The organism is Burkholderia pseudomultivorans, from assembly GCF_902499075.1.
Classification (GTDB): domain Bacteria; phylum Pseudomonadota; class Gammaproteobacteria; order Burkholderiales; family Burkholderiaceae; genus Burkholderia; species Burkholderia pseudomultivorans.
The window spans coordinates 1-8098 of the sequence record NZ_CABVPP010000108.1 but is presented as its reverse complement, the minus strand read 5'-3'; the positions used below and the strand labels follow the sequence as shown (position 1 = coordinate 8098).

Annotated in this window: 7 protein-coding genes and 2 pseudogenes; 2 read left to right on the top strand and 7 right to left on the bottom strand. The window is 66.0% G+C overall.

All coding sequences use genetic code 11. The features are described from left to right. Positions 1-206, bottom strand: a pseudogene (locus tag BST28156_RS34090) (helix-turn-helix domain-containing protein); the annotation flags it as partial. A gap of 160 nt (positions 207-366) precedes the next feature. On the opposite strand from BST28156_RS34090, the gene BST28156_RS34085 reads away from it, so the two are divergent. After that, positions 367-1170 carry an alpha/beta fold hydrolase gene (locus tag BST28156_RS34085; RefSeq protein ID WP_006405734.1) on the top strand — a complete coding sequence of 268 codons (804 nt, stop codon included), beginning with the start codon at positions 367-369 and terminating at the stop codon, positions 1168-1170. A gap of 86 nt (positions 1171-1256) precedes the next feature. Next, on the top strand, positions 1257-2018 hold the full coding sequence (locus BST28156_RS34080; protein WP_006405733.1) for a DJ-1/PfpI family protein: 762 nt from the start codon (positions 1257-1259) through the stop codon (positions 2016-2018). Positions 2019-2309: 291 nt separating this feature from the next. Here BST28156_RS34080 and BST28156_RS34075 read toward each other — a convergent pair whose 3' ends face one another. The 6 genes and pseudogenes from BST28156_RS34075 to BST28156_RS34050 form a co-directional block, all read right to left on the bottom strand. Then, positions 2310-3137 (bottom strand): ABC transporter permease, encoded by an 828-nt coding sequence (locus BST28156_RS34075; protein WP_006488996.1) that lies wholly within the window; start codon positions 3135-3137, stop codon positions 2310-2312. Further along, positions 3130-4320: pseudogene (locus tag BST28156_RS34070) on the bottom strand (ABC transporter substrate-binding protein). Before BST28156_RS34070 ends, BST28156_RS34075 begins: the two are co-directional and overlap by 8 nt. 11 nt (positions 4321-4331) lie before the next feature. Continuing rightward, positions 4332-5126 (bottom strand): ABC transporter ATP-binding protein, encoded by a 795-nt coding sequence (locus BST28156_RS34065; protein ID WP_006489020.1) that lies wholly within the window; start codon positions 5124-5126, stop codon positions 4332-4334. Beyond that, the gene (locus tag BST28156_RS34060; protein WP_006489046.1) at positions 5123-6238 is read right to left on the bottom strand and encodes an acyl-CoA dehydrogenase family protein; all 1116 of its coding nucleotides are present in this window, start codon (positions 6236-6238) and stop codon (positions 5123-5125) included. Before BST28156_RS34060 ends, BST28156_RS34065 begins: the two co-directional genes overlap by 4 nt. Continuing rightward, positions 6211-6777, bottom strand: coding sequence for a carboxymuconolactone decarboxylase family protein (locus BST28156_RS34055; RefSeq protein WP_006489008.1), 567 nt, complete (start codon positions 6775-6777; stop codon positions 6211-6213). Before BST28156_RS34055 ends, BST28156_RS34060 begins: the two co-directional genes overlap by 28 nt. Positions 6778-6899: 122 nt before the next feature. Further along, positions 6900-7859 (bottom strand): AraC family transcriptional regulator, encoded by a 960-nt coding sequence (locus BST28156_RS34050; RefSeq protein ID WP_006405727.1) that lies wholly within the window; start codon positions 7857-7859, stop codon positions 6900-6902. Positions 7860-8098: the final 239 nt, after the last annotated feature.

Here is an 8098-nt window from a genome sequence, read left to right as displayed (position 1 = left end):
AGCGAAACAACGATGAGGTTAACAGAGCGTGCAGCGGGTTAACAGCCCTCGTAACTCTTTTTGTTAGAGCTTTTTAGCGTGGACTCCAGTTCGCTGACGTACTTGCCGGCCATAGCTGCGGAAAAACCGAAGCGCCGCGCCGCCGCAGCGAGGCTACCTTCGTCAACTGCGGCCACAAAGACATTGATGCATGTGAATTGATCCATGAGCGTCTCGCCGATTCGATACCTACATTATCGACTGCATATCTCGAAACGTGAATTGTCTCTAGGGGCACCAACTTTTACGATGCCGCTACGGATTCAACGCTGGCGCAGTCAGCGTGGGTCGTGTCGCAATCGGTAGTGGACATGGAGTGCAGCAAGGATGGCAACGGATATTCAATCAAACGGCGTACGAATTCGCGTCGCCGACAAGGGGCATGGCGACGTGGCAGTGGTCTTCCTCCACTACTGGGGCGGATCGTCGCGCACGTGGAGTATGGTTACGGACGACTTGTCGAACGAGTTCCGGACCGTCGCGACCGATCATCGCGGCTGGGGGAACTCGGAGGCGCCCAAGGCAGGCTACTCGATCTCGCATCTGGCTGATGACGCGCAGGGTGTAATCGAGGGTCTGGGGCTGTCGCGCTACATTCTCGTGGGCCATTCGATGGGGGGAAAGGTCGCGCAGCTCATTGCGTCGCGTCGCCTCAAGGGTTTGGAGGGACTGGTGCTGGTCGCACCGTCGCCGCCGTCCCCGATGGCGCTGTCCGAGGAGCAACGTACGACAATGACGGGCGCTTACGATTCACGGGAGTCGATCAGCTGGGTGCTCGACAACGTGTTGACGGGTAGTCAGCTTGCTGCCGAGCTTCGTGAACAGGTCATCGAGGATAGTCTCCGCGGAGCACCGAATGCGAAGTTTGCATGGCCGAACATCGCAATGAAGGAAGACATTACCGCCGACGTCGCAGCGATCGATATCCCTGTCCTGGTGATCGCCGGCGAACGAGACCAGGTCGACCGTGTCGAGACACTTCAAGCAGAACTTCTGCCCCGTGTTGCGCACGCTCGGCTCGAAATTCTCCCCGGGGTCGGCCATCTGTCGCCTCTTGAGGCGCCGACCGAGATCTCTGCCCGCATTCGGAAGTTCGCTAACGAGCTTGGGGAAGGTCGCACGCGACACTGATCTGCCGAAGGGGCGTCGAGCGGTGCGACTTGAGTAGCCGGCCGGCGACGACGCTTTGTCTGGATTGAATTCGAAAAGGAAGAAGGATGAAAGACAATTTGCCGAGAGAGACGGACCTCCCGTCGGTCAGAGCTCTGCGGGAAGATCTTGCAGCGCGGGCGGAGAGACCATTTCGGGTTGCCATCGTAGTCGGACCGGGATTTATCCCGATGGATATGGTGGGCGTACAGACGGTGTTCGGGTTGATGCCCGGGGCCGAAATCCTATTGGTTTGGAAGAACTATGACCTCGTTGAAGGTTTCCCGTCGTGGTGGACCAAGCCGAACGAGACGTTTTCAACATGCCCGGATGTGGACGTGCTCGCGGTACCAATGCTTCCGCCTGAAATTCAGAACGATCCCGAGGTTGTCAATTTCGTCGCGGACAAGGCGAAGGACGCGAAATACGTTATCGGTATCTGCAACGGAGTAGTGCTTCTCGGCGCCGCGGGCCTGCTCAAAGGTAAGCGAGTGACGTCGAGCTACAACTCGCTATCGATCGTCGAGAGTCTGGGGGCGTCCGAGGTCGTTCGCGAGGGCGGCGGCACGGTCGTCGACGGGAACCTCTACACCGCTGGGCCAGGGATCGGCAGTTTCGAGGCGTCGCTGCTCGTCGCGGCGAAGGCGTTCGGCGAGCCGGCCGCACAGTTAGCGGAACTGATCATCGAGTATGACCCGCATCCGCCTTACAAGACTGGGACGCCACAGAGTGCTGGGCCTCAACTGGTCTCCGCGTTCGAGGGCATGATGGAAACGATGGTTCGTTCCTATCGCGACGGCGCAATGGCTCACTATAACGCTCTGCCTTAATAGGCTATTCGTGCATCGTGGGTCGAATAGATCTCCCGGGAACCGTGCTGGCCGACTGCATGATTAATCCCCGGCGTTGAGATTCACGAGGCAGGACACCTTTAGTTTCAAGCCGTTGATGTAGCCGATAACCCGAGCTTCGCGAGATACCTTTCGAGTTGGACTCGGGCACACATTTGCTAGAGCGAAGAATCGTACCCGACGTACGGTTACGATCTTCGCTTCCCACTACACATCTGAAGACGCTCGTCCGTTGGTGCGCGTCGCCTTCGGGATTTATCTTTGACCGTACTAGTGTCCCGGTGCAAGCAAAGCGCGGGCTAGCAACCGAGTGATGCCATCGAGTACGAAACCCAGCGCGCCGATGACGACGATCACCGCGGTCAGCTCCGCGTACGCGAGCCGGTCGCGCGTATCGAGGATCAGGTAGCCGAGGCCCGCGTTGACGCCGAGCATCTCGGCCGGCACCAGCACGATCCACAGGATGCCGATCGCGAGCCGGGTGCCGTTGAGCAGCGGCCCCGCGATCGCGGGCAGCACGATATGGACCAGCAGCTCGCGGCGGGTGGCCGCGAGGCTTGCGCCGAGTTGCAGCCAGCGCCGGTCGATCTGCTTGACGCCGGCCGCCGTGCTCATCAGCACCGGCCACAACGCGGCGAACCCGAGCAGGAAGTAGATCGCGCGGTCGCCGATGCCGAACGACATGACCGCAAGCGGCATCCACGACAACGGCGACACCATGCGCAGGAACTGGAACGTCGGCGACAGCATCCGCTCGACCCATTGCACGCGGCCGAGCAACAAGCCGAGCGGGACGCCGGCCAGCAGCGCCGCGCCGAGCCCGACGCCGATGCGTCGCAGGCTGACGAGCGCGTGTTCGAGCAGATGATCGTCTGCGCATAGCGAGCGCAGGCTGACGAGCGCGCTGTCCGGCGCGAACTGCCGGCCGAGCGAGCCAGGCTCGGTCAACGCATGGATCGCGGCCCACCAGACCACGACCGTCGCCACGAGCCCGGCCACGCCGAGCCATCCCGCGGCCGCATGTGCCGGGGAACGGGCGCCGCCGGTCCGGCGCGTGCCGGGTGCGGACGAGCGGCGGGTAGCAAGCGCATCAGACAACGACGATCTCCTCGCGGCGGAACCCGCCCGATTGACCGAACGCGGTCAGCCCGCCCACCGCGTCGATGCTCTTGCGCACGAACCGGTCGTCGACCAGGTCGCGGGCCGCGAACGCCGGATCGAGCGACGCGAGGAATGCGCTGTCGCCGTCGACCACCGTCCGCTTCAGCCGCTGCACCAGCGCCTCGGTATAGCTCGGGAACGGATACGGCTGGAAGTCGATCCGCTTCGCGTGCCAGTCGGCGTGGCGGATCGCGCCGCTCGCCCGATAGGTATCGGCCAGCGACGCCGACGGCACCAGCACGCGATCGAGCGACGCGAGCGTGTGCGGCGAATAGCGGTGCGTGCCGTCCTTCGACAGCAGTTGCGCGGTTTCCTGCGGATGCGAGCGCGCCCACAGCTGCGCCTTCACGATCGCGTTGACGACCTTTTGCGACCACGCGGGGCGCTGCGTCAGATCGTGCTCGTGCATGAACACGACGCAGCACGCATGGTTCTTCCAGACATCGCCGGTGAAACGCAGGATCTTGCCGATCTTCATCAATTCCGCGGTCGCGTTGAACGGCTCCGCGACGATATACCCGGAGATCTAGCGCGCGGCGAGCGCGGGCAGCATGTCCGACGGCGCCATGACGACGAGGTTGACCTCGTTCGCCGCGGGCGTGCCGCGCCGCTTGAGCACGGGGACGAGCCCCTGCTCGCGCAGCATGTCCTGCAGCACGACGTTGTGAATCGAGTACCAGAACGGAATCGCGACGGTCTTGCCGCCGAGATCGCGCAGCGAATCGATGTCGGGCGCGACCGTCAGCCCGGAGCCGTTCACATGGTTCCATGCGACCACCTTCGCCGGCGCGCGGCTGCCGTAGCGTGCCCACAGCGTCATCGGCGACAGCAGGTGCACGACGTTGACCTGGCCGGACAGGAACGCCTCGACGAGTTGCGCCCAGCTGCGCAGCAGCTTGGGTTGCTCGACCGTCAGCCCTTCGGACGCGAAATAGCCGTTGTTGTGGGCGACCAGCAGCGGGGCCGCGTCGGTGATCGGCAGATAGCCGATGCGAACCGGCGCATCCGGTTCGGCCGCGGCGTGCGCGTTCGCCATCGACAGCAACGGGGCGGCGCCCGTCGCGGTGAACAGGGCCGCGAGCTTCAGCCATTCGCGGCGCGACATCGGAATCTGGCACATGGATAGGGAGGTCAGTTCAAGGGATGGGGTTCGGACGCGTGCGGGCGCTTCATGCCGGCCTGCAACGCCTTCAGGATGTCGATGCGCATCGTGCCGAGTTCGCTGACGAACGCGTCGCGCGGATGCGGGAAATCGACCTGCCACGCGTCGATGAAGCGGCCCTGCGTGCCGAGCAGCACGATGCGATCGGCCACCAGCAGCGCCTCGTCGATATCGTGGGTCACGAGCACCGTCGCGCAGCGCGTCGTCGCGACGATGTTCAGCAGCAACTGCTGCATCGCGGCGCGCGTGACTTCGTCGAGCGCCGAAAAGGGCTCGTCGAGCAGCAGCGCGTGCGGCTGACGCGCCAGTGCGCGCGCCAGCGCCGCACGCTGCGCCATCCCGCCGGAAAGCTGAGCCGGGCGCAGCGACGCGGCGGCGTCGAGCCCGACTGCGCGCAGCGCCGAGCGGACGCGTTCGCGTTGCTGATCGCGCGTGAGGCGTTCCTGATGCGCGAAGGCAAGCCCGAACGCGACGTTTCTTTCGGTCGACAGCCACGGCAACAGGCACGGGTCCTGGAACGCGATCGCGATCCTCGGGTGCGGGCCCTGCAGCAGCGCGCCGTCGACGGACACGGTGCCGGATTGCGGCCGCTCCAGCCCGGCCAGCGCGCGCAGGAGGCTCGACTTGCCGGTCCCGCTCGGGCCGATCAACGCGACGATTTCGCCGCACTCGACCGACAGCGACACGTCGGCAAGCACGGTCGTGCGCGGCTCGTCGCCGTAGCCGAGCGTCAGGTGACGGACGTCCAGCAGCGGGGGCGTCATGCGGCGATGCTCCGCGTCCGCGCGGCGAGTTGCGCCTTCAACTGCACCACGCTCGGCGTGACGATCGGAATGAACGCCGCTTCGCGCCAGCGTCGCTCGAAGCCGAGCCCCGCATCGCGCAGATAGCCGCGGCCGCCGCTCGCCTCGAGTTCGAGGTTCACGGCGGTGGCCACTAGCGTCGCGAGCGCGATGCGCAGCTCGAACAGGCGGTTCGGATGCAGGCGCAGGCTGCCGTCGGCGATGCCGGCCGACAACTGCGCGCACGCGGCGGCCAGTTCGGCCGCGCACGATTCGACTTCGGGGCCGAGAATGCCGCGCGTCGTCTCCGCCGCGCGCCGCGCTTCGGCCAGCGAGCGCCGCGCGAGCCCGATCGAGAGCCCGCACTGCAAGCCGAGGAATGCCGGTCGTACCGCGGGCAGGAAGGTTTGCGCATCCGGATGGATCAGCCATGCGGCGTCGCTCGGCACGTCGTCGAGATGCAGCGCGGCGGTGTTGCTGCCGCGCAGCGCGATCAGGTCGAGATCCGTGCTGCGGGCCAGGCCGCGCGCGTCATCCGGAATCGCGACGATCGCGGACGGCCGGCCATCGTCGAACGCGACGGCTGCCGCCACCACGAACCGTTCGGCGCGCAGGTTCGTCACCCACGCCATCCTGCCCGTCAGCCGCCAGTCGTCGGCGCTGTCCGCGTGCCGCGTCGCGTCGATCTGAAGCGACTCGATGCCGCACAGATACTTCATCGCGTTCGACAGCCCGCTGGCGCCGGCGCAACGGCCGTCGAGCAGCGCCGGCAGCCGGCGCGCGCGCAGTGCGGCGTTCGGGCTTTGCAACAGGTACTCGATGAAGCTGCGCTGGCCCCACAGCACGAATGCCGCGGTCAGCGAATGCTCGGCCACCGCGGCGATGCCGGCAATGGCGTCCGCGGTGGTGCCGCCGGCGCCGCCGAGGCCCGCCGGCACGCCGATCCGGAACAGTCCGGCCGCCGCGAGGCGCGGCACGACTTCCGCTTTCAGCGCGGCGCGCGTGTCGAGCGACGTGGCGTTCGCGTCGAGCCAGTCGACCAGCGACGCGTCGAGTTCGGGCGCCGTCAGGCGGCCTGTGTCCGGGGTTCCCATCGGTATGCCGCCAGTTCGGGGTTGAGTTCGTTGCGCGACAGGTTGTTCGCGAAGTTGCACAGCGTCGCGAGGCTCACGCCCAGCACCACTTCGAGCGCGTTCGCCTCGGTGAAGCCGGCGGCCAGGAACGCGTCGAGCGCGTCGTCGGGCACGCCGCCGCGCGTCGCGATCACGGCGCGCGTGAATGCGGCGACGGCGTCGAGCCGCGGATCGGCGACCGGTTCGCCGTCGCGCAATGCATCGACGTCGGCGTGGTCGACGTGGGCCTTTTTCAGCGCCGCCGCGGTGTGTCCGGCCACGCAGAACGCACAGCCGTGGACGGCGGCCGCGGTGATCTGCACGGCTTCGCGCTCGGCGAACGTGAGGCCCGCGCGGCTGTTGATCTCCGCGACGGTCAGATAGGTTTCGAGCGCGACCGGCGCGTTCGCGAGCGAGCGCACGAGGTTCGGCAGGAAACCATTCGCGCGCTGCGACTTTTCCAGGAATGGCTGGCTGGGCGCGGGGGCGGTTTCGATGGTGGGCAAGGGCAGGCGGCTCACAGGATTCTCCGGAAAGGCAGTGAGATCATTGTCGAGGCGGCGTCACCGCCGGACAATGCGCGAACATCCGCGATTCCTGTGCGTTCGTCCCGCGCCACGCGTCCCGACGTCGCGCCGCCCGGCTAGTGCTGGCGCGCCGCCGATTGCGACGCGTTGTCACGGTCCCGGCGCCATGCGCCGGGCTGCATGCCCATCGTGCGCTTGAACGCATGCGCGAACGCCGACTCGGACTGATAGCCGACGAGTTCGCCCGCACGCGAAATCGGCAGCCCCTGCTGCAACAGGTCTGCCGCGAGCCGCATTCGGACCATCGTGACGAACTGCATCGGCGGATGGCCGGACGCTTCGCTGAAGTGCTTGCAGAACGCGGTGCGCGACATGTTCGCGAATGCGGCCATCGAGTCCGTGGTCCATGCGTCGGCCGGCGCGTCGATGATCGCGGCGATGAGCGTGCCGAAACCGGTCCGCTGCATCAGCGACGCGAGCCCGCTGGCCACGGTATCGTGCCCTGCGGCGTCCCGCACCGCATAGAACAGCAGCAGTTCGACCAGCTTGTCGATCAGCGGGGAAGGCGCGTCGACGCCGTAACGGCCTTCGGCGCGAATCAGGTCGAACAGCCCGTGGATGCCGCGATAGGCGTCGTCGCCGCGCCGCACGATCAGGTACTCGGGAAAGAGCGACACGATCGCGCGCGACACGGTGGAGTGGAATTCGATGAAGCCGCAGGCGAGCCCGACGCTGCCGTCGACCGACGGGTCGAGCGGTTGCATCGACCCGCGTCGCTCGAGCGGGTGGCCGCCCGCGACGGCGCAGACCTGCGGGTTGACCGGGCTCGGCGATAGCCCGTGCGGCACGTCACGCAGCAGAAAGACGGCTTCACCGGCGGCGACCGGGATGCTGTCGCGCCCGTCGGCGAAGTGCAGCCACGCCGATCCATGCAGGATCACGTGGAAGCTCGCTTTCGCACGGCCGGCGGTGGACGCCTGCCAGTCGCCGCAATACTGGCCGACATGAAAAAGCTGGCTTCTCGGCTCCAGGCTGGACAGCAGCCAATGGACGACCTTGTCTGTTTGCGCGGACATTCCGATGCTGGAGGACGGGTGACGCGCCCATGCTACGGGCTGCGCCGCGCCGCTCAAACCAACGAATCGTACATTGCATTTTCTCAATGCGACTATGCATCGTTGAGCGCTCATCGACGGCGGAGGGATGCATGTACTGAGCTCAAAAAATCCCAGCTTTTCGCTTAGAAGCTCTAACACAATGAGTTTTGCAGCTGTCGCCAGCAGATGATGCAAGCGGCGATTTTCATGAACGCCTC